This window comes from Burkholderia sp. Bp9140, assembly GCF_003853425.1.
Classification (GTDB): Bacteria; Pseudomonadota; Gammaproteobacteria; order Burkholderiales; family Burkholderiaceae; genus Burkholderia.
Map to the genome: position 1 here is coordinate 1 of NZ_QTPQ01000038.1, position 19,656 is coordinate 19,656.

Annotated in this window: 20 protein-coding genes; 14 read left to right on the plus strand and 6 right to left on the minus strand. The window is 66.6% G+C overall.

The window, feature by feature from the left end:
* Positions 1–155: 155 nt before the first annotated feature.
* Positions 156–932, minus strand: a complete 777-nt coding sequence (locus DIE21_RS27680) for an enoyl-CoA hydratase (RefSeq protein WP_006762438.1) — start codon at positions 930–932, stop codon at positions 156–158.
* Between the two features lie 129 nt (positions 933–1,061).
* On the opposite strand from DIE21_RS27680, the gene paaN reads away from it, so the two are divergent.
* The 5 genes from paaN (at position 1,062) to paaK (ending at position 6,686) form a co-directional block, all read left to right on the plus strand.
* A complete protein-coding gene (gene paaN, locus DIE21_RS27685; protein WP_124500666.1) occupies positions 1,062–2,768 on the plus strand; it encodes a phenylacetic acid degradation protein PaaN in 1,707 nt (568 codons plus the stop codon).
* A gap of 87 nt (positions 2,769–2,855) precedes the next feature.
* Complete coding sequence (pcaF, locus tag DIE21_RS27690; protein WP_124500667.1) at positions 2,856–4,058, plus strand: 3-oxoadipyl-CoA thiolase; 1,203 nt, start codon at positions 2,856–2,858, stop codon at positions 4,056–4,058.
* Positions 4,059–4,103: 45 nt separating this feature from the next.
* The gene (gene paaG, locus DIE21_RS27695) at positions 4,104–4,895 is read left to right on the plus strand and encodes a 2-(1,2-epoxy-1,2-dihydrophenyl)acetyl-CoA isomerase PaaG (protein WP_124500668.1); all 792 of its coding nucleotides are present in this window, start codon (positions 4,104–4,106) and stop codon (positions 4,893–4,895) included.
* Position 4,896: 1 nt separating this feature from the next.
* Complete coding sequence (gene paaI / locus DIE21_RS27700) at positions 4,897–5,349, plus strand: hydroxyphenylacetyl-CoA thioesterase PaaI (protein WP_124500669.1); 453 nt, start codon at positions 4,897–4,899, stop codon at positions 5,347–5,349.
* 38 nt (positions 5,350–5,387) lie between these two features.
* Entirely contained in the window at positions 5,388–6,686 is a 1,299-nt protein-coding gene (gene paaK / locus DIE21_RS27705; protein ID WP_124500670.1) for a phenylacetate--CoA ligase PaaK, read from the plus strand.
* A 185-nt stretch (positions 6,687–6,871) separates the two neighbouring features.
* On the opposite strand, the gene DIE21_RS27710 is transcribed toward paaK, so the two are convergent.
* On the minus strand, positions 6,872–7,996 hold the full coding sequence (locus DIE21_RS27710; RefSeq protein WP_260426786.1) for a murein transglycosylase A: 1,125 nt from the start codon (positions 7,994–7,996) through the stop codon (positions 6,872–6,874).
* Positions 7,997–8,024: 28 nt separating this feature from the next.
* Here DIE21_RS27710 and DIE21_RS37940 point away from each other — a divergent pair, with 28 nt between their 5' ends.
* A complete protein-coding gene (locus DIE21_RS37940; RefSeq protein WP_006758475.1) occupies positions 8,025–8,168 on the plus strand; it encodes a hypothetical protein in 144 nt (47 codons plus the stop codon).
* Between the two features lie 14 nt (positions 8,169–8,182).
* On the opposite strand, the gene apaG is transcribed toward DIE21_RS37940, so the two are convergent.
* Entirely contained in the window at positions 8,183–8,557 is a 375-nt protein-coding gene (gene apaG, locus DIE21_RS27715; RefSeq protein ID WP_048249739.1) for a Co2+/Mg2+ efflux protein ApaG, read from the minus strand.
* Between the two features lie 177 nt (positions 8,558–8,734).
* Between apaG and rpe the strand changes: the two genes are divergently transcribed.
* From rpe to DIE21_RS27755, 8 genes are all read left to right on the plus strand, one after another.
* A complete protein-coding gene (gene rpe, locus DIE21_RS27720; protein WP_006752695.1) occupies positions 8,735–9,421 on the plus strand; it encodes a ribulose-phosphate 3-epimerase in 687 nt (228 codons plus the stop codon).
* Positions 9,422–9,425: 4 nt separating this feature from the next.
* Complete coding sequence (locus DIE21_RS27725; protein ID WP_124500672.1) at positions 9,426–10,181, plus strand: phosphoglycolate phosphatase; 756 nt, start codon at positions 9,426–9,428, stop codon at positions 10,179–10,181.
* A gap of 358 nt (positions 10,182–10,539) precedes the next feature.
* Entirely contained in the window at positions 10,540–12,033 is a 1,494-nt protein-coding gene (trpE, locus tag DIE21_RS27730) for an anthranilate synthase component I (RefSeq protein ID WP_124500673.1), read from the plus strand.
* Positions 12,034–12,046: 13 nt separating this feature from the next.
* Positions 12,047–12,646, plus strand: coding sequence for an aminodeoxychorismate/anthranilate synthase component II (locus tag DIE21_RS27735; protein WP_124500674.1), 600 nt, complete (start codon positions 12,047–12,049; stop codon positions 12,644–12,646).
* A gap of 13 nt (positions 12,647–12,659) precedes the next feature.
* Entirely contained in the window at positions 12,660–13,691 is a 1,032-nt protein-coding gene (gene trpD, locus DIE21_RS27740; RefSeq protein WP_124500675.1) for an anthranilate phosphoribosyltransferase, read from the plus strand.
* Positions 13,692–13,720: 29 nt separating this feature from the next.
* On the plus strand, positions 13,721–14,506 hold the full coding sequence (gene trpC, locus DIE21_RS27745; RefSeq protein WP_124500676.1) for an indole-3-glycerol phosphate synthase TrpC: 786 nt from the start codon (positions 13,721–13,723) through the stop codon (positions 14,504–14,506).
* A complete protein-coding gene (locus tag DIE21_RS27750; protein WP_124500677.1) occupies positions 14,506–15,132 on the plus strand; it encodes a CYTH domain-containing protein in 627 nt (208 codons plus the stop codon). The genes trpC and DIE21_RS27750 overlap by 1 nt, the downstream gene beginning before the upstream one ends.
* Positions 15,133–15,145: 13 nt before the next feature.
* Positions 15,146–16,060, plus strand: a complete 915-nt coding sequence (locus DIE21_RS27755; RefSeq protein ID WP_124500678.1) for a uracil-DNA glycosylase — start codon at positions 15,146–15,148, stop codon at positions 16,058–16,060.
* 112 nt (positions 16,061–16,172) lie between these two features.
* On the opposite strand, the gene DIE21_RS27760 is transcribed toward DIE21_RS27755, so the two are convergent.
* The 3 genes from DIE21_RS27760 to DIE21_RS27770 all read right to left on the minus strand — a co-directional run bounded on the left by DIE21_RS27760 (position 16,173) and on the right by DIE21_RS27770 (position 19,576).
* Entirely contained in the window at positions 16,173–16,769 is a 597-nt protein-coding gene (locus DIE21_RS27760) for an FMN-dependent NADH-azoreductase (RefSeq protein ID WP_124500679.1), read from the minus strand.
* Positions 16,770–16,932: 163 nt separating this feature from the next.
* Positions 16,933–18,732: a M61 family metallopeptidase gene (locus DIE21_RS27765; protein ID WP_124500680.1), complete on the minus strand. Its 1,800-nt coding sequence runs from the start codon at positions 18,730–18,732 to the stop codon at positions 16,933–16,935.
* 115 nt (positions 18,733–18,847) lie between these two features.
* Positions 18,848–19,576 (minus strand): DsbC family protein, encoded by a 729-nt coding sequence (locus DIE21_RS27770; protein ID WP_124500681.1) that lies wholly within the window; start codon positions 19,574–19,576, stop codon positions 18,848–18,850.
* Between the last annotated feature and the right edge of the window lie 80 nt (positions 19,577–19,656).

A 19,656-nucleotide genomic window follows, 5' to 3' on the forward strand; every position in this document is an offset into this window, starting at 1 on the left:
GCACCCGCCACCGTCTCCGCAACCCCCTTTGTGAAAATATTTTGAAAAAGCCCCCGTGCGCTGCCGCGCACGGGGGCCTGGGGTTCGTTGCACCGAGCGATCATGCCAGCAACTGACGCCCGTCGCTCGCCGGCGCCTCGCCTGCCGCGGCCGAATCAGCGGTTCTTGAATACCGGCTTGCGCTTCTCGACGAATGCCGCCATCCCTTCCTTCTGATCTTCGGTCGCGAACAGCGAATGAAACAGTCGGCGCTCGAAATGGACGCCTTCGGCCAGCGTCGTCTCGTATGCGCGGTTCACCGACTCCTTGACCATCATGACCGCCGGCAGCGAAAACTCGGCGATCGTCGTCGCTGCGGCAATCGCTTCGTCAAGCAACTTGTCGGCCGGCAACACACGCGACACGAGCCCCGCCCGTTCCGCCTCGGCCGCATCCATGAAGCGCGCGGTCAGGCACATGTCCATGGCCTTCGCCTTCGATACCGCGCGCGGCAGGCGCTGCGTGCCGCCCGCGCCCGGCATCACGCCCAGCTTGATCTCGGGCTGGCCGAACTTGGCCGTATCTGCAGCGAAGATGATGTCGCACATCATCGCGAGCTCGCAGCCGCCGCCGAGCGCGAAGCCCGCCACGGCCGCAATGATCGGCTTGCGGATCTCGCGGACGGTCTCCCAGTTGCGGGTGATGTAGTCGCCACGGTACACATCCATATAGGAATAGGTCGCCATCATGCCGATGTCGGCCCCGGCCGCGAACGCCTTCTCGCTCCCCGTCACGACGATCGCGCCGATCTCGTCGTCCGCGTCGAACGCTTTCAGCGCAGCGCCCAATTCATCCATCAGCGCATCGTTCAGCGCATTCAGCGCCTTCGGACGGTTCAGCGTGACCAGCCCGACTCGCCCCCGGGTCTCCACCAGGATGTTCTCGTAAGACATCTATTTCTCCTCGATCAATGAAATGAGAAACGCCTCGCACACGCGAATAGTTTGATGCTACCATTCTCCGACCAACCGGTCGGTTAATTAATCGATCCAATCCCTCTCAACGTCAATCAGGCTGCCGTCATGACCCATGCACTGTTCACGAAGCACGAAGACACGCTGAAACACGCCCTCGCCGCCATCGAGAGCCGCGGGTACTGGAGCCCGTTCGCGGAAATGCCGAGTCCCAAAGTGTACGGGGAAAGCGCCAACGCCGATGGTGAGGCCGCGTTCAAGGCGCGCCTCGACAACACGTTCGCGCTCGACCAGCCGGCGTCCGGCGGCACCGTCGGCGCGGAGCAGTCGCCGTACGGGATCAAGCTCGGCATCCGTTATCCGAAATCGACGCCCGACGAACTGATCGCCGCGGCCGCCGCTGCCCAGCGTACGTGGCGCGAAGCCGGTCCGAGCGCCTGGATCGGTGTCAGCCTCGAAATCCTCGCTCGGTTGAACCGAGCGAGCTTCGAGATTGCCTACAGCGTGATGCACACCACGGGCCAGGCGTTCATGATGGCCTTCCAGGCCGGCGGCCCGCACGCGCAGGATCGTGCGCTCGAAGCGGTCGCCTATGCATGGGACGAACTGCGTCGCATCCCCGCCGACGCGCACTGGGAAAAGCCGCAAGGCAAGAACCCGCCGCTCGCGATGCACAAGCGCTATACGATCGTCCCGCGCGGCACCGGCCTCGTGCTCGGCTGCTGCACGTTCCCGACCTGGAACGGCTACCCCGGCCTGTTCGCCGACCTGGCAACCGGCAACACGGTGATCGTCAAACCCCACCCGGGCGCGATCCTGCCGCTCGCGATCACGGTTCGCATCGCCCGCGACGTGCTGCGCGAAGCCGGCTTCGATCCGAACGTCGTCACGCTCCTCGCGACCGAGCCGAACGACGGCGCCCTCGTGCAGGACCTCGCGCTGCGTCCTGAAATCAAGCTGATCGACTTCACGGGCAGCACGCAAAACGGCACGTGGCTCGAACGTCATGCCCATCAGGCCCAGGTATATACGGAGAAGGCAGGCGTCAACCAGATCGTGATCGACTCGACCGACGACCTGAAGGCAGCCGCCAAGAACATCGCGTTCTCGCTGGCGCTGTACTCCGGCCAGATGTGCACGGCACCGCAGAACATCTACGTGCCGCGCGACGGCATCCGGACGGCGGACGGTCATGCGAGCTTCGACGAAGTCGCCCAGGCGATCGCGGTCTCCGTGCAGAAGCTGACCGGCGACCCGGCGCGCTCGGTCGAACTGATCGGCGCGATCCAGAACGACGGCGTGACCGCGCGCATCGACGACGCCCGCAAGCTCGGCCGCGTGCTCGCCGACAGCCAGACGCTCCAGCACCCGGCGTTCGCTGACGCTCGCGTGCGCACACCGCTCGTGCTGCAGCTCGACGTGGCCGACCGCGCGAAATTCACGCAGGAGTGGTTCGGTCCGATCTCGTTCGTGATCGCGACCGACTCGACCGCACAGTCGCTCGATCTCGCCGGCGAAATCGCCGCGGAGCATGGCGCGCTGACGCTCTCCATCTATAGCACCGACGACAAGATTCTCGACGCCGCGCACGATGCAGCGGTGCGTGGCGGCGTCGCGCTGTCGATCAACCTGACGGGCGGTGTGTTCGTCAACCAGTCGGCCGCGTTCTCCGACTTCCACGGCACCGGTGCGAACCCGGCCGCCAACGCGGCGCTGGCCGACCCGGCGTTCGTCGCCAACCGGTTCCGCGTGGTGCAAAGCCGCGTCCATGTTGCGCCGAAGGCCGTGCCTGCGGAAGCCGGCCAGACGGCATAACCCGAATGGCCGACGTGCAAACGCCGTCACGTTCTCTACCATGAACGAATCCGCCAGCCGGCGGGTTCGTTGCACATCGACACATCCATGACCGACGCCTACATCTGCGACGCGATTCGCACCCCCATCGGCCGCTACGGCGGCACCCTGAAAGACGTTCGTGCCGACGATCTCGGCGCGGTGCCGCTCAAGGCGCTGATCGAACGCAACCGCAACGTCGACTGGTCCGCGATCGACGACGTGATCTACGGCTGCGCGAACCAGGCCGGCGAGGACAACCGCAACGTCGCGCGCATGTCCGCGCTGCTCGCGGGCCTGCCGACCGCCGTGCCGGGCACGACGCTGAACCGGCTGTGCGGCTCGGGCATGGACGCCGTCGGCACCGCCGCGCGCGCGATCAAGGCGGGCGAGGCACGCTTGATGATCGCGGGCGGTGTCGAGAGCATGACGCGCGCGCCGTTCGTGATGGGCAAGGCCGCCAGCGCGTTCGCGCGCCAGGCCGACATTTACGACACGACGATCGGCTGGCGCTTCGTCAATCCGCTGATGAAACAGCTGCATGGCGTCGATTCGATGCCCGAGACGGCCGAAAACGTCGCGGTCGACTACAACATCAGCCGCGCCGACCAGGATCAGTTCGCGCTGCGCAGCCAGCAAAAGGCCGCGCGTGCGCAGCAGGACGGCACGCTCGCCGAAGAAATCGTCCCGGTGACGATTCCGCAGAAGAAGGGCGACGCGCTCGTCGTGTCGCGTGACGAGCATCCGCGCGAAACGTCGCTCGAAGCGCTCGCGAAGCTGAAGGGCGTCGTGCGTCCCGACGGCTCGGTGACGGCCGGCAACGCATCGGGCGTCAACGACGGCGCATGCGCACTGCTGCTCGCCAACGCGCAAGCCGCCGATCAATACGGGCTGCGCCGCCGCGCGCGCGTCATCGGCATGGCGACCGCCGGCGTCGCGCCGCGCGTGATGGGCATCGGCCCGGCACCGGCCACGCAGAAACTGTTGCGCCAGCTCAGCATGTCGATCGACCAGTTCGACGTGATCGAGCTGAACGAAGCGTTCGCGTCCCAGGGCCTCGCGGTGCTGCGCATGCTCGGCGTCGCCGACGACGATCCGCGCGTGAACCCGAACGGCGGTGCGATCGCACTCGGCCACCCGCTCGGCGCATCGGGCGCCCGGCTCGTGACCACGGCGCTTCACCAGCTCGAACGTACAGACGGCCGCTTTGCGCTCTGCACGATGTGCATCGGCGTCGGCCAGGGTATCGCGCTCGCCATCGAGCGCGTGTAACCGACGCGCCGCGCGCCTATAACGAAGTCATGAAGGAGACACTGCATGTCATATCAGGCGATCCAGCTGGATATCGATCAGGCTGCCCGCGTGGCCACGATCACCCTCAACCGTCCGGACAAGCTGAACAGCTTTACGCGGGCGATGCATCGCGAACTGCAGTCGGCGCTCGATGAAGTCGAAGCGGCCGGCGCGCGTGCGCTGATCCTGACGGGTGCGGGGCGCGGCTTCTGCGCGGGCCAGGACCTGGCCGACCTCGACTTCACACCGGGTGCGTCCACCGACCTCGGCACGCTGATCGAAGCGCATTTCAACCCGCTGATCCGCCGCCTGCAACGCATGCCGATTCCGGTGATCGCCGCCGTCAACGGCACGGCGGCCGGCGCCGGCGCGAATCTCGCGCTCGCCTGCGACATCGTATTCGCCGCGCGTTCGAGCAGTTTCATCCAGGCCTTCGTCAAGATCGGGCTCGTGCCCGATTCGGGCGGCACATGGTTCCTGCCGCAACGCGTCGGCATGGCACGCGCGCTGGGGCTCGCACTGACCGGCGACAAGCTCGGCGCCGAACAGGCCGAACAATGGGGCTTGATCTGGCGCGCGGTCGACGACGATGCACTCGCCGCATCGGCCCGCCAGGTCGCCAACCAGCTCGCGCAGCAGCCGACGCTCGCGATCGCGTCGATCAAGCAGTCGATGCGCGACAGCGTGACGAATACGCTCGACCAGCAGCTCGACCTCGAGCGCGACCTGCAGCGCAAGCTCGGCCAGTCGTACGACTACGCGGAAGGCGTGCAGGCGTTCATCGAGAAGCGCACGCCGCGCTTCGAGGGGCGTTGACATGACCACGTCCACCGACACGCTCGACCCCGATGCGCTCGCCCGGGCCACCGCGCGAGCCATGTACGACGCGGACGCCTGCAGCCGCGCGTTCGGCATGGAAATCGCCGAAGTGCGCGCCGGCTACGCACGCCTGCAGATGCGCGTACGGCCGGAATTCCTGAACGGACACCAGACCTGCCACGGCGGCATCATCTTCACGCTCGCCGACTCGACGTTCGCGTTCGCGTGCAACTCATACAACCTGAATACCGTTGCGGCGGGCTGCTCGATCGAATACCTGCGTCCCGTACACGGCAACGACCTGCTGACGGCCGAGGCGATCGAACAGGCGCGCAGCGGCCGGCACGGCGTCTACGACATCCGCGTCACGAACCAGACGGGCGAAACGGTCGCGATGTTTCGCGGCAAATCGGCCCAGATCAAGGGCACGGTTCTCCCGGAAGACCGCTGACGCCCGCGGCTCGCTCATAACAATCACTGGAGACAGGCATGACTACCCCGCTACCGCTCGAGCCGATCGAGACCGCTTCACGCGACGAGTTGACCGCGCTGCAGCTCGAACGCCTGAAATGGTCGCTCCGGCATGCATATGATCATTCCCCCGTCTATCGCCGCAAATTCGACGAAGCGGGCGTGCACCCCGACGACCTGAAGACGCTCACGGATCTGTCGCGCTTCCCGTTCACGACCAAGAGCGACCTGCGCGACAGCTATCCGTTCGGGATGTTCGCGGTGCCGCAGGACCAGATCTCGCGCATTCACGCGTCGTCGGGCACGACCGGCAAGCCGACCGTCGTCGGCTATACGGCGCGCGACATCGACACGTGGGCGAATCTCGTCGCGCGCTCGATCCGCGCGGCCGGCGCACGGCGCGGCGACAAGGTTCACGTCAGCTACGGCTACGGGCTGTTCACCGGCGGGCTCGGCGCACACTACGGCGCCGAGCGCGCGGGGTTGACGGTGATCCCGTTCGGTGGTGGCCAGACCGAGAAGCAGGTGCAGCTGATCCAGGATTTCCGGCCCGACATCATCATGGTGACGCCGAGCTACATGCTGTCGATCGCCGACGAGATCGAGCGCCAGGGCCTCGATCCCGCGCAAAGCTCGCTGCGCATCGGCATCTTCGGCGCGGAACCGTGGACCAACGACATGCGCGTGGCCATCGAGCAGCGGATGGGGATCGACGCGGTCGACATCTACGGGCTGTCCGAGGTGATGGGCCCGGGCGTCGCGTCGGAATGCGTCGAAACCAAGGACGGCCCGACCATCTGGGAAGACTACTTCTATCCGGAAATCATCGACCCCGACACCGGCGAAGTGCTGCCGGACGGCGAACTCGGCGAGCTGGTCTTCACGTCACTGACGAAGGAAGCGCTGCCGATCATCCGCTACCGGACCCGCGACCTCACGCGCCTGCTGCCCGGCACCGCCCGCACGATGCGCCGGATGGAAAAGATCACCGGGCGTTCGGACGACATGATGATCGTGCGGGGCGTCAACGTCTTCCCGACGCAGATCGAGGAACAGTTGCTGAAGCAGCGCGCGCTCGCGCCTCACTATCAGATCGTGCTGACGAAGGAAGGTCCGCTCGACGTGCTGACGCTCAACGTCGAGCCGTGTCCCGAAACGGCCCCCGACACGGCGGCGATCCACGCGGCCAGGCAGGCGCTCGCGCACGACATCAAGTCGCTGATTGGTGTGACGGCCGTGATCAACGTGCTGCCCGTGAACGGGATCGAGCGTTCGGTCGGCAAGGCGCGTCGCGTAATCGACAAGCGCAAGGGCTGATACCCGCCGCTGCCCGAGCACCGCGCGCAACAGCGATCGCGCGCTCAAAAAACAGCCCGACCGGCCAACGTGAACTGCACCCCAAAAGTTGGATATCGATCCAACCTTTGGGGTGTTTTTCATGAACTGATCGGGCTGTTTCGTTTCGATGCCCGGCTACACGTGCACGCCGGCACCACCGCGCATCACGAATTCGGGAACAGCAGCCACATCCGGCCGATCTGCTTCATCCGTCCTGCCTGGTCGCCGGCGTCGTCGCCGAGCCCCCAGAAATAGTCGGCCCGCACGCCGCCCCGGATCGCGGAACCCGTATCCTGCGCGAACACGAGCCGGTTCATCGGCGTATTCGTCAGCGGACGCGTGGTCTGCAGGAACACGGGCGTGCCGAGCGGGATCGACGACGGATCGACCGCGATCGAACGCTCCGGCGTGAGCGGCACGCCGAGCGCGCCGATCGGGCCGTCCGCGCCGCCGTGCGGTGCATCTTCCTTGGTCGGCATGTCGCGGAAGAACACGAAGCGCGGATTCGTGTCGAGCAACGTGTCGACGCGAGCCGGGTTCGCCTTCGCCCACGCCTTGATGCCCTGCATCGTCGCCTGGGCGGGCGTCAGCTCGCCGCGATCGAGCAGCCACTTGCCGATCGAACGGTACGGCTGGTTGTTGGTCCCGCCGAAGCCGACCCGCATCACCGAACCGTCGTCGAGCAGCACGCGTCCCGAACCCTGCACCTGCAGGAAGAACGCCTCGATCGGATCGTCGACCCACACGAGTTCGTTGCCGTTCAGGATGCCGGCGCGTTCGAGCTGCGCGCGAGCGGGCAGCGCGGCGCCGGCACGATAGCCGGCCGGCCAGCGGTACAGCGCGTACTGGTAAGGACCGCGACGCACGCGGGAGCCGTGCAGCAGTGGCTCGTAATAGCCGGTCACGAGACCGTCGAGCGTGCCGTCGGTATTCGCCAGCTGAAACGGCGTGAAATAGGTCTCGAAGAATGCGCGCGCGCTGCTGACGTCGAGTTCGTCAAGACGATCGGCAGCCGCGCAGGCGCGCTGCCACGCCGGCTGGCGTGCGAGCCGCGCGCAATTCTGCCGCAGCGCGGCCGTCGCGCCGATCAGCGAATCGTCCTGCCAGCCCGGCACCTGCTGCCATGCGACCGGCGTCAGCCGCTTCGCGGCGACCTGCCCCGGCACGATCGCCGCGCCGGTCGGCGGCTTGAGCGTCGACGTCCGCGTCGGCGCGCCGCCGCACGCGGCAAGCAGCGCGGCCGTCGCGGCCGCCGCAACCCAGCCGGCTACCCGGGGCCCAAACCACATACAATGTCCGTTCTTGATGGAAACCGCCATGTCAGATTTTCTCGACCAATATCCGATGCTCATCTTCGCGCTCGAAGCTTTCGTAGCGCTTGCCCTGCTGATCTTCATCGTCGTGTGGACGTCGTCGGGCAGGAAGAAGCACGCCCGCGGCAACGACCGCCAGCCGCGCTGACCGGCCCCGCACGCTCAATGCAGCGTGCGCGGCATGTGCAGCGCAAACTCGTCGACCGGCGCGTCGAACCGCTCGCCGTCCTCCGCCACGCAGAAGTACGCGCCGCGCATCGTGCCGACCGGCGTCGCGATCACGGCCCAGCTCGTGTATTCGAACTGTTCGCCCGGCTGCAGCAGCGGCTGGTGCCCGACGACCCCGAGCCCCTTCACTTCCTGCACGTGGCTTTCGCTGTCGGTGATGATCCAGTGACGCGCGATCAGCTGCGCCGCGACCTGCCCGGTATTGCGGATGGTCAGCGTGTACGCGAATGCGTATTGACGTCGATCGGGGTCGGATTGTTCCGGCAAGTAGCTGGTTTTCACCGAAACGGTGAACTGATACTGACTCATGGTGTTTCCGCTGTAGGTAACCGCCCGCGCCGACTCGAGCGGCCAGGCCGCGGGCGCGCCGCATTGGTTCGGCATTCTATGCGCAATCGGGCCGCCACCGCACGGCCCGTCGCCGCGCACCGGGTCGCCGGACGGTAGAATGGCGGTTTTGCGCCGCAGCGTCCCCGCTCCCCTGTCATGACTCAATTCCGCATCGCTCCCAGCATCCTGTCGGCCGACTTCGCACGGCTCGGCGAAGAAGTCCGCAACGTGGTCGCCGCCGGCGCCGACTGGATTCACTTCGACGTGATGGACAACCATTATGTGCCGAACCTCACGATCGGCCCGCTCGTCTGCGAGGCGATCCGCCCGCACGTGCAGGTGCCGATCGACGTGCACCTGATGGTGCGTCCGGTCGACCGGATCGTGCCCGATTTCGCAAAAGCCGGCGCGAACCTGATCAGCTTCCACCCGGAAGGCTCGGACCACATCGACCGTACGCTGTCGCTGATCCGCGATCACGGCTGCAAGGCCGGCCTCGTGTTCAATCCGGCCACGCCGCTGAACTATCTCGACCACGTGATGGACCGCCTCGACTTCGTGCTGCTGATGTCGGTGAACCCCGGCTTCGGCGGCCAGTCGTTCATTCCGGAAACGCTGAACAAGCTGCGCGAGGCGCGCGCCCGCATCGACGCGTACACCGAGCGCACCGGCCGCGAGATCCTGCTCGAGGTCGACGGTGGCGTGAAGGCCGACAACATCGCGGAAATCGCGGCAGCCGGCGCGGACACCTTCGTCGCGGGTTCGGCGATCTTCGGCAAGCCCGACTACCGCACGGTGATCGACGAGATGCGCGCCGCGCTCGCCACCGTCGAACGGAGCTGACGCCGTGGCCGATTCCTCGCTGGCCGGTCAGGCGCCGGCCGAAGCCGACGGCACGATCCGATTCGCGACGCCGCGCATCGACGCGGCGCTGATCGACCTCGACGGCACGATGGTCGACACGGCCGACGACTTCACGGCCGGACTGAACGGGATGCTCGCGCAGCTCGGCGCGCCAGCCACGTCGCGCGACGAGGTGATCGGCTACGTCGGCAAGGGCTCCGAGCATCTGATCCAGAGCGTGCTGAAGCCGCGCTTCACGCCCGACGAAGCACACGCGCGCTTTAGCGACGCGCTTGCGATCTACCAGACCGAGTACGCGAAGATCAACGGCCGTCACACGCGCCTCTATCCCGAGGTCGCGGCCGGTCTCGATGCATTGCGGGCGGCCGGCATCCGGCTCGCGTGCGTGACGAACAAGCCGCACCGCTTCGCAGTCGAGCTGCTCGAGCAATACGGGCTGATCGATCGCTTCGGCATCGTGCTCGGCGGCGACAGCGTCGCGCGCAAGAAGCCCGATCCGCTGCCGATGCTGACGGCCTGCGACGCGCTCGGCGTCGCGCCGGACGCTGCGGTCGCGATCGGCGACTCGGAAAACGACGCGCTGGCGGGCCGCGCGGCCGGCATGGCGACGCTGACCGTGCCGTACGGCTACAACCACGGCAAAGCTATACAAACGATAAATTCGGATGGTATAGTCGATTCGCTGCTGGTCGCAGCACGCGCGATCACCGCGCACAACGCCGGCCGGCCAACCATCTGATTATTTCTTCCATCCGCATGTTTCTGAATAAAAAACGGAGTCTGAGCAGCATCGACCGGGGAGCCTGGCCCTGGCGTCGCTGGTCGCGCTAACCTCTTCGATGAGGTACGCTGAGGCACGTCTTCAGCGCCGTTTTTTATCTCGCTGCGCATCCGCGCGCCGATCGTCGCACTACCTCGAGTTCCACCGCGTCCGAACGCTTGTGTTCAGGATCGGCCGCAGGCTCGCGACGTTCACGCCCGGAGTGCCGGCCGGCAACAGGCACTTCTCGATCGACCGCCCTTTCGCCGACGGCAGCCCGCGCAGCGTCAAGTGATCCCTGGCGCACTCCGCCGCTCGTCCCGAACAGGACCGGAACATGACCGAACTCGAATTCCAATCGCTTGCGAACGAAGGCTACAACCGCATCCCGCTGATCGCGGAAGCGCTCGCCGACCTCGAAACGCCGCTGTCCCTCTACCTGAAGCTGGCCCAGCCTGAACGCGCGGGCGCCAACTCGTTCCTGCTCGAGTCGGTGGTCGGCGGCGAACGTTTCGGCCGCTATTCGTTCATCGGCCTGCCCGCCCGCACGCTGGTGCGCACCCGCAACGGCGTGTCCGAAGTGGTGCGCGACGGCCAGGTCGTCGAGACGCACGACGGCGACCCGTTCGAATTCATCGAGTCGTTCCAGGCGCGCTTCAAGGTCGCGCAGCGTCCGGGCCTGCCGCGCTTCTGCGGCGGCCTCGCCGGCTATTTCGGCTACGACGCGGTGCGCTACATCGAGAAGAAGCTCGCGAACACCGCGCCGCGCGACGATCTCGGCCTGCCCGACATCCAGCTGCTGCTCACCGAGGAAGTCGCGGTGATCGACAACCTCGCCGGCAAGCTCTACCTGATCATCTACGCGGATCCGGCCCAGCCCGAGGCTTACACGAAGGCGAAACAGCGCCTGCGCGAGCTGAAGCAGCGCCTTCGCACGACCGTGCAGCCGCCCGTCACGTCGGCGAGCGTGCGCACCGAGACGTTCCGCGAGTTCAGGAAGGAAGACTATCTGGCCGCCGTGCGCCAGGCAAAGGAATACATCGCGGCCGGCGAGCTGATGCAGATCCAGGTCGGCCAGCGGCTGACGAAGCCGTACCGCGACAATCCGCTGTCGCTGTATCGCGCGCTGCGTTCGCTGAATCCGTCGCCGTACATGTATTACTACAACTTCGGCGATTTCCATGTGGTCGGCGCGTCGCCGGAAATCCTGGTGCGCCAGGAAAAGCGCGGCGATGACCAGATCGTCACGATCCGGCCGCTCGCCGGCACGCGTCCGCGCGGCAACACGCCCGAGCGCGACGCGGAACTCGCGACCGAACTGCTGAACGATCCGAAGGAAATCGCCGAGCACGTGATGCTGATCGACCTCGCGCGCAACGACGTCGGCCGCATCGCGGAAATCGGCTCGGTCCAGGTGACCGACAAGATGGTGATCGAGAAGTACTCGCACGTGCAGCACATCGTCAGCTCGGTCGAAGGCAAGCTGAAGCCCGGCATGACGAACTACGACGTGCTGCGCGCGACGTTCCCGGCCGGCACGCTGTCCGGTGCGCCGAAGGTGCGCGCGATGGAACTGATCGACGAGCTCGAGCCGATCAAGCGCGGGCTGTACGGCGGTGCCGTCGGCTACCTGTCGTTCTCGGGCGAGATGGATCTCGCGATCGCGATCCGCACGGGCCTGATCCACAACGGCAACCTGTATGTGCAGGCGGCGGCCGGCGTCGTCGCCGACTCTGTGCCCGAATCCGAATGGCAAGAGACCGAGAACAAGGCGCGCGCGGTGCTGCGTGCGGCCGAACAGGTCCAGGACGGCCTCGATAGCGACTTCTGACCGGAGACTGACCATGCTGCTCATGATCGACAACTACGACTCGTTCACCTACAACCTGGTCCAGTACTTCGGCGAACTGGGCGAGGACGTGCGCACGTACCGCAACGACGAAATCACGCTCGACGAGATCGCGCGCCTGAATCCCGTCACCATCTGCCTGTCGCCCGGCCCGAGCAACCCGCAGCACGCGGGCATCACGCTCGACGTGCTGCGCGAATTCGCGGGCAAGAAGCCGATCCTCGGCGTCTGCCTCGGCCACCAGGCGATCGGCGAAGCGTTCGGCGGCCGTGTCGTGCGCGCGAAGACCATCATGCACGGCAAGGTGAGCCGGATCGAAACCGACTGCCGTGGCGTGTTCGCCGACCTGCCGAAGCATTTCGACGTCACGCGCTACCATTCGCTCGCGATCGAACGCGAATCGCTGCCCGACTGCCTCGAGGTGTCCGCGTGGACCGACGACGGCGAGATCATGGGCGTGCGCCACAAGACGCTGCCGATCGAAGGTGTGCAGTTCCACCCGGAATCGATCCTGTCCGAGCACGGCCATGCGCTGCTCGAGAATTTCCTGAAGCAGAATCGCACAGCGGCCCGCGCGGCCGCGCCGGCTGCCTGACAGGAGACGCACGATGACGATTACCCCGCAGGAAGCGCTGCAACGCACGATCGAGCACCGCGAGATCTTCCACGACGAGATGCTGCACCTGATGCGGCTCATCATGCGAGGCGACATGTCGCCCGTGATGGCGGCCGCGATCATCACCGGGCTGCGCGTGAAGAAGGAAACGATCGGCGAGATCGCCGCCGCCGCGACCGTGATGCGCGAATTCGCGAATCACGTCGAGGTGCAGGACAACTCGAACTTCGTCGACATCGTCGGCACGGGCGGCGACGGCGCGCACACGTTCAACATCTCGACCGCGTCGATGTTCATCAGCGCGGCGGCCGGCGCGAAGGTCGCGAAGCACGGCAACCGCGGCGTGTCGAGCAAGTCCGGCAGCGCCGACGTGCTCGAGGCGCTCGGCGTGAACATCGACCTGCAGCCGGACCAGGTTGCCGCGTCGATCGCCGAAACCGGCATGGGCTTCATGTTCGCGCCCAACCACCATCCGGCGATGAAGAACATCGCGGCCGTGCGCCGCGAGCTCGGCGTGCGGACGATCTTCAACATCCTCGGCCCGCTGACCAATCCGGCCGGCGCGCCGAACCAGCTGATGGGCGTGTTCCACCCGGACCTCGTCGGCATCCAGGTGCGCGTGATGCAGCGTCTCGGCGCGCAGCACGTGCTGGTCGTGTACGGCAAGGACGGAATGGATGAAGTGTCGCTCGGCGCCGCGACGCTCGTCGGCGAATTGCGCGACGGCAAGGTGCACGAGTACGAGATCCATCCGGAGGACTTCGGCCTGCAGATGGTGTCGAACCGCACGCTGAAGGTGGAAAATGCCGAGGAATCGCGCACGATGCTGCTCGGCGCGCTGGACAACCAGCCGGGCGTCGCACGCGAGATCGTCACACTGAACGCCGGCACGGCGCTCTATGCGGCCAATATCGCCGAATCGATCGCGGACGGCATCCAGCTCGCCCGCGAAGCGATCGCGAGCGGCAAGGCGCGCGCGAAAGTCGACGAACTCGTGCGCTTCACGCAGCAGTTCAAGCGTTGACCCCCCTTACGAATCAAGCAGGAACCCACATGAGCGACATTCTCGACCGAATCATCGCCGTCAAGCGCGAAGAAGTCGCGGCGGCCATGCGCAGCACGCCGCTCGAGGCACTGAAACTGGAAGCATCCGCGCGCGACCTGCGCGACTTCGTCGGCGCACTGCGCGCGAAGCAAGCGGCCGGCAACGCGGCGGTGATCGCCGAAGTGAAGAAGGCGAGCCCGTCGAAGGGCGTGCTGCGCGAGCATTTCGTGCCGGCCGACATCGCGCGCTCGTATGCGGCACACGGCGCCGCATGCCTGTCGGTGCTGACCGACGAGCAGTTCTTCCAGGGCAGCGTCCGCTATCTCGAGGAAGCGCGCGCGGCCTGCACGCTGCCGGTGCTGCGCAAGGACTTCATCGTCGATGCATACCAGATCCTCGAAGCGCGCGCGATGGGCGCCGACGCGATCCTGCTGATCGCGGCCGCGCTCGACACGCCGCTGATGCAGGATCTCGAGGCGTATGCGCACTCGCTCGGTCTCGCGGTGCTGGTCGAGGTTCACGACCGCGACGAGATGGAACAGGCGCTGACGCTGAAGACGCCGCTGCTCGGCATCAACAACCGCAACCTGCGCACGTTCGAAACGACGATCCAGACCACGCTCGACATGCTCGACATGATTCCGCCGGACCGCATGGTCGTGACCGAATCGGGCATCCTGTCACGCACCGACGTCGACACGATGCGCGCGGCGAACGTCAACGCGTTCCTCGTCGGCGAAGCGTTCATGCGCGCCGAGCAGCCGGGCGAGGAACTCGCGCGGATGTTCTTCTGATGGCGATCGAAAAGGAAATCAAGCTCGCGCTGCCGGCCGGTCAGGCCGATGCGGCGCGGCGCTTCTTCGAGACGCTGACCGGCGAAGCCGGCGACATCATCGCGCTCGCGAACATCTACTACGACACGCCCGATCTCGCGCTGGCCCGTTCGAAGAGCGCAGTGCGGGTGCGCCGCACGCCGCATGGCTGGCTGCAGACCTTCAAGACCGTCGGCAGCGCGGAAGCCGGCCTGCATCGCCGCCATGAATGGGAGTTGCCGGTTGCCGGCGATGCGCTCGAAATCGATGCGCTCGTGGCCGCGTGCGACGTGCCGGACGCGGCCACCGCGCTGCGCGACGCGGCGCCCGCGCTGCACGCGCTGTTCCGGACGGATTTTTCGCGTACGCTGTGGCGTATCGCAATCGGCGGTGCAACCGTCGAGGCCGCGGTGGACGTCGGCGAGATCGTCGTCCAGGCGGAAAACGATACGCGCCGCGAACCGATCAGCGAAATCGAACTCGAACTGATCGACGGCCCGGAAGCGGCGCTCGCGACGCTCGCCGCCGAACTGCAGCAGGCGCTACCGGGCCTCGCCCCCGAAAACATCAGCAAGGCGCAACGCGGCTATCGGCTGCGCGCGCAATAAACCCGCATCACGCATGGCAACCCGCAAGACTCTCCGCACGCCGCAGCAGGCGTCGCTGTTCGACGATCCCGTGCCGGAAACGGCGCAGGACGATGTTCCCGCTCCGGCGTCCGCGCCGGCCGCACCCAACGCGACGGGGCGCAAGCCCGTAAAGAAGGGCGCGGCAGCCGCCCCGGTTTCCAACGCGCCGCAGGCCGTTGTCGCGAACGTCCCCCACCTCGCCGCGCAGTTCGACGCGCTGCCGGCCGTCTGGCGCGACGTGCTGAAACCCTTCACCGACAGCGACGCGTATGCGCCGCTGTGCCGTTTCGTCGACGACGAGCGCGCGGCCGGCAAGTCGGTCTACCCGACCGACGTGTTCCGCGCGCTGCGCCTGACGAGCCCGGACGACGTGAAGATCGTGATCCTGGGCCAGGACCCGTACCACGGCGACGACCGCGGCACGCCGCAGGCGCATGGCCTTGCATTCTCGGTGCCGCCGGCCGTCCGCACGCCGCCGTCGCTGCGCAACATCTTCAAGGAAATCGCCGCGAATTTCGGCCACGACACGCCGCGTCATGGCTGCCTCGACACCTGGGCACGCCAGGGCGTGCTGTTGCTCAACACCGTGCTGACGGTCGAGCGCGGCGCGGCCGCGAGCCACGCGAAACGCGGCTGGGAGCAATGCACGGACACGCTGATCCGCGAACTGGCCAGCCGCCATCGCGGGCTTGTGTTCATGCTGTGGGGCGCGCATGCGCAGGCAAAGCGCGCCCTCTTCGATGCGAGCGCGCACTGCGTACTCGAGGCGCCGCATCCGTCGCCGCTGTCCGCACACCGCGGCTTCCTCGGTTGCCGCCACTTCGCGCTCGCGAACGACTATCTCGTCGAAGCGGGCCGCGAGCCGATCGACTGGCGCCTGCCGGAGGTGGCCGAAACGCTCGCGTAACCGGGTTCCGCTTCCCGCTTTCGTCCCCATCATGCAAAAACGCCGCGCCCCTTTCGGGACGCGGCGTTTTTGCATCGGACGACGCAGCGGGTGCGACGCACCCGCGTCGGCCTTACGCGGCAGCGATCGCTTCGCGTGCGCCTGCGAGCGCGGCGCTCTGCGCATCCGGCCCGAGGTTCAGGCCTTCAGCATGGATGAAGCTCACGTCGGTCATGCCGACGAAGCCCAGGAACGTGCGCAGATACGGCGTCTGGCTGTCGTTCGGCGTACCGAGGTACTTGCCGCCGCGGGCCGTCACCACGTGAACCTTCTTGCCCTTGATCAGGCCTTCCGGACCGTTCTCGGTGTAGCGGAACGTAACGCCTGCGCGGGCGATCCAGTCGAAATACGTCTTCAGTTGCGACGAGATGCCGAAGTTGTACATCGGCGCGCCGATCACGATGATGTCGGCGGCTTGCAGTTCGGCGATCAGCGCATCGCTCTTCGCGACGATCGCATTCTGTTCCGCGCTGCGCTGGTCGGCCGGTGTGAAGAACGCGCCGAGCACCGATTCGTCGAGGTGCGGCAGCGCGTCGGCCAGCAGGTCGCGAACCACGACCTTCGCGCCGGGGTTCGATTGTTGCAGCTTCGCCGTCAGTTCGTTGGCCAGCAGCGTGGACTGCGCACCTTGCGAGCGCGCCGCGGAATTGATTTGCAGAATGGTCGTCATGTCAGGCTCCAGTTAGGTTGCGCTTCGGTAGCGCGAGTGACGCCATTGTGCGTGGCCGCATGATCGCGAAAAAGCGGGCTACGGGCGACGGATTGTTGCAGCAACAGAACAATCCATGATCACGCCCCGAATCCCGCTCGCACCTGCTCAGCCCTTCAGCCCTTCAGCCCTTCAGCCAGGCTTCCCGGGCCTTGTGCGCGGCGGCCGGTTTCGCGGCCGCCGTGAGCCGGTAGCGCGTGACTTCCGGCCCGTCCAGCTTCAGTTTCGCGGTCCGCAGCTCGTCGCGGCGGAATGCGTGCACCTCGACCTTGTCGCCCGGCCGGTAGCGCGCGAGCAGCATGTCGAGATTCGTGCCGGTAACCCGCAGCCCGTCGAGCGCGATCAGCGTGTCGCCGGACGACAGCCCCGCGCGATGCGCGCCGCCGCCTTCGTAGACGGCCGCCAGCGTGCAGTCCGCACCGCCGCGCAAGCGCGCGCCGATCGTCGGCTTCGCGGTCGCGCCATTTGCAACCTCGGGCGCGAGCGTCACGCCGAACGGCGCGAGCAGTTCGGCGAGCGGCAGGTCGCGCGTGCCGTACACGGCGTCGGCGAACAGCCGGCCGAGCGCAACGCCCGTCGCTTCCTCGATCAGCGTCTCGACCTCGTGTTCCTCGACGCCCGCCTGCTTGCCGCGATAGAACTCGCGGCCGTAGCGCTGCCACAGCAGACGCATCACGTCGTCGAGCGACTTGCGGTTGCGCGTCTGCGCGCGGATCGCGAGATCGAACGCGAGCGCGACGAGCGAACCCTTCGTGTAGTAGCTGACGATCGCGTTGGTCGCGTTCTCGTCCTGGCGGTAATACTTGACCCACGCGTCGAACGAGCTTTCCGCGACGCTCTGCTTCAGGCGCCCCGTGCCGCGCAGCACGCCGCCGACCGTGCGGCCGAGCGCCGCGAAATATTCGTCCTGCGACATCAGCCCGCCGCGCACGAGCATCAGGTCGTCGTAATACGACGTGAAGCCCTCGAACAGCCACAGCAGCGACGTGTAGTTTTCCCGCGCGAGGTCGTACGGCACGAACGCGGCCGGCTTGATGCGCTTCACGTTCCACGTGTGGAAATACTCGTGGCTGCACAGGCCGAGATACGTGCGATAGCCTTCCGTCGTTTCCGGCCGGCCCTTCACCGGCAAATCGGTGCGGTTGCAGATCAGCGCGGTCGACGCACGGTGCTCGAGGCCGCCGTAGCCGTCGCTGACCGCGAGCGTCATGAACACGTAGCGCTCCATCGGCGCCTGCTTCGATTTCGGCTCGAACAGCGCGATCTGCGCTTCGCACACGCGCTTCAGGTCGGTGCGCAGGCGCTCCATGTCGAGCTGCGTCACGCGCCCGGCGATCACGATGTCGTGCTGCACGCCGTGCGCGTCGAACGTCGCCAGCGCGAATTCGCCGATCGTCACCGGATGGTCGGCAAGCTCGTCGTAGTTGGATGCGCGATACGCGCCGAACCCGTAGCGCTTGGTACCGCGCGCCTCGGGCAGCGACGTGCCGACACGCCACGTGCGGAACGCCGGGCCCGCCGGTTTCGCGATGTCGACTTCGCACGGCGCATCCTCGCGGCCGGCGACGCTCAGGAACACGGCCGTGGCGTTGAAGAAGCCGCCCGATTCGTCGAGATACGCGGAGCGGACCGACAGGTCCCATGCGTACACGTCGTAGCGCAGCGTCAGCGCGCCGTTCACCGGCGCGGCCTGCCACGTGTTCTTGTCGGTTTTCGCGATCCGCACCTTGCGGCCCGCGTCGTTGAACGCGGCGAGCGTCACGATGTTGCGCGCGAACTCGCGCACGAGATAGCTGCCCGGAATCCAGACCGGCAGCGAGAAACGCTGGCCTTCGGGATCGGGATCGGCGACCGTCACCGACACTTCGAACAGGTGCGCGGCAAGATCTTTCGGGGCAATCGAATAACGGATCGGCTGGGTCATCGTGGCAATCGGTCGAAAATCGGACGGAATACGGCGGCGGAAACGAAGAGAGGCGCCGGCGGATATCGCGGGCGCCCCTCGCTGGCCGGGCCATGCGGCCCGGCGTATCGGTCGGTTACTTGCTCGACGCCAGCGCCTGGTTCAGCTGGTCGGCCGACACCGCGCCCGGCAGGCGACGGCCGTCGGGCAGGAAGATCGTCGGCGTGCCCGTGACGTTCATCCCGCGGCCGAGCGCGAGGTTCTTGTCGAGCGCAGTCGTATCGCAGGTGCCGGCGCCGGACGGTACGCGATGGTCGAGCATCCAGCCCTCCCAGGTTTTCGCGCGGTCGGTCGCGCACCAGATCGCCTTCGACTTCGTGGTCGAATCGGGCGACAGCACCGGGTACAGGAACGTGTAGACGGTCACGTTGTCGACCGACTGCAGTGTCGTCTCGAGCTTCTTGCAGTACGGGCAGTTCGGATCGGAGAACACCGCGATCTTGCGTGCGCCGTTGCCCTTGACGACCTTGATCGCGTTGGCGAGCGGCAGGCTCGCGAAGTCGATCTTGTTGAGGTCGGACAGGCGTGCGTCGGTCAGGTTCTTGTGCGTCTTGGTGTCGACGAGATCGCCGAGCAGCACGTAGTCGCCGGCTGCATCGCTATAGATGATCTGCGTGCCGAGGTTGACTTCGTACAGGCCCGCGACCGGCGATTTCGACACGCTCTTGATCGGCGCGTCGCTGCCGAGACGCGATTGCAGCGTGGCTTTCAGCTTGTCGGTGGTTTGGTCGGCCTGCGCGGTGCAGCCGAGCGTCGCCATCGTGACGGCCAGCGCCAGCGATGCGATGCGGATCGTTTTTTTCATCTAGTCGTTCCTTCAGCTCAATCGGAGTGCACGTCACAGTGTACGCCGTAACGGGACCCTGTCCGACAGGCCGAGCGAGC